At 32.1% G+C, this 1,800-nt stretch carries 2 protein-coding genes; both read left to right on the top strand.

What is annotated here, in order from left to right; translation table 11 throughout:
* The first annotated feature begins 230 nt into the window (after positions 1-230).
* A complete protein-coding gene (locus FD47_RS16225; RefSeq protein ID WP_082402692.1) occupies positions 231-662 on the top strand; it encodes a VanZ family protein in 432 nt (143 codons plus the stop codon).
* 137 nt (positions 663-799) lie between these two features.
* Positions 800-1,684, top strand: a complete 885-nt coding sequence (gene galU / locus FD47_RS14285) for a UTP--glucose-1-phosphate uridylyltransferase GalU (RefSeq protein WP_054736707.1) — start codon at positions 800-802, stop codon at positions 1,682-1,684.
* Positions 1,685-1,800 lie beyond the last annotated feature (116 nt).

Below are 1,800 nucleotides of genomic sequence, written 5' to 3'. Positions count from 1 at the left end.
AAAAAACGACATTTTCACATCGGCGTTGACATGCATTCCTTGCTTACTTATCTGCTAAACATTAAATGTGGTAAAAGATTTGTTAAAGTTCCGTTATTGCTACTTTTTTGTGATAGTTTTGATAAAAATGCTTATAATTGAAATTTAGTTTTCAAAAATATGTATTTAAGGAAGAATTTATAAATTATCGCAATATTTTTAATTCAATTAATAATGAAAGTAGATGATGAATTATTAACCATATTTCAAAATTATTTGCCTGGGTATTATTAGGAATTTCAGCCTTATCAATTTGTTTTTTATGTTTTAGCCCAACCTTACCTATTAAATTGCCACCGTCAAATCAAGCTATTAGCTTTATGATGATTGGTAAGGCACCAGTTGCTTACATTCCCTTTCAAGAATTAGATCAATTAGGATTCTGGCTAAACATCATTATGACTTGTCCCTTAGGAATACTTACCTATATTTTATTCTCTCCCAAATTCAAAATTTCTCATGTGATTACAACTGGAATCCTTATTGGATTCACTATCGAATTTATTCAATTTATAACAGACAATTTGGCAATAACACATCGTTGGGTAGATATAAATGACGTGCTTACTAATACTTTAGGATTTGTAGTTGGTTATTATCTATCAAAGTTAATTGATAAATAACCCGTAGGTAAATTTATTTCCCCTTAGCATTCATAACAAAGTATTTATATTTTTTTGCTCTTATTAGTGATATAATTTTTGTTGATTAATATTACTTTAATGGTTCATCATATTATAAATAATAAGAGGCTAAAGCAATGTCAAAAATAACGAAAGCTATTATCCCTGCTGCCGGCTTAGGTACCCGTTTTCTTCCTGAAACAAAAGCCTTACCTAAAGAAATGTTGCCAATTGTTGATACTCCAACTATTCAATATATCGTTAGCGAAGCTAAGCAGTCGGGAATTAAGGATGTTTTAATTGTCATTGGCAAGGGAAAATGGTCAATTGAAAATCATTTCGATGCTAATCCTGAATTGGAGGCTAATCTAGCTAAACGTGGTAAAAATGATTTACTTAAGTTGATTTGCAAGACCAATAATATGAATATTTATTTTACTCGTCAGCCTCATCCACATGGATTAGGCGATGCCATTTATACTGCCAGAAGTTTTGTTGGAAATGACCCCTTTGCTGTGTTATTAGGTGATGATGTCACACGAGATAAAACTCCATTAACCAAACAATTAATCAATAGTTTTACCAAAACCGGGGCCGCAACATTGGCAGTTAAACGAGTCCCTCGCCAAGATGTGTCAAAATATGGTATTATTGATCCCGCTAAACAAGTTACTCCAGGTTTATATAACGTGAAGCGTTTTGTAGAAAAGCCGGATCCTCAGACTGCTCCGAGTGATCTGGCAATTATCGGACGATATGTACTAACACCACAAATTTTTACAGCTCTATCAGAAACTCAACCAGATTCAAGTGGTGAAATTCAGCTTACCACAGCCATCGACATTCTTAATCAAACTCAAAGAGTATTTGCTCATGAGTTTAAGGGTGAACGATATGATACCGGTAATAAATTAAGTTGGTTGGAAACTAATATCAAATTTGGATTACGAAATCCGGAAATAGCTGATGATTTAAAAAAATATCTCAAAGAAACCGTTTTTGCTATGAAATCTACAAAATAAGTACTTTTCATTTTGAAAAGACTTTTCAAAAATCACCAAGTAATTAAAAATTTTAGATTTAGCTATTTTTTATGTTATATAAAGAGGCTCTACCCAATAAGCGTAATTGCCTATTG

The sequence above is a fragment of the Lentilactobacillus parafarraginis DSM 18390 = JCM 14109 genome (assembly GCF_001435895.1).
Taxonomy (GTDB): domain Bacteria; phylum Bacillota; class Bacilli; order Lactobacillales; family Lactobacillaceae; genus Lentilactobacillus; species Lentilactobacillus parafarraginis.
This window is presented reverse-complemented; position numbering and strand designations above follow the sequence as displayed.

Bases quoted from the DNA above. Each gene is read 5' to 3' on its own strand.
- galU (WP_054736707.1), top strand. From the start codon at position 800: ATGTCAAAAATAACGAAAGCTATTATCCCTGCTGCCGGCTTAGGTACC.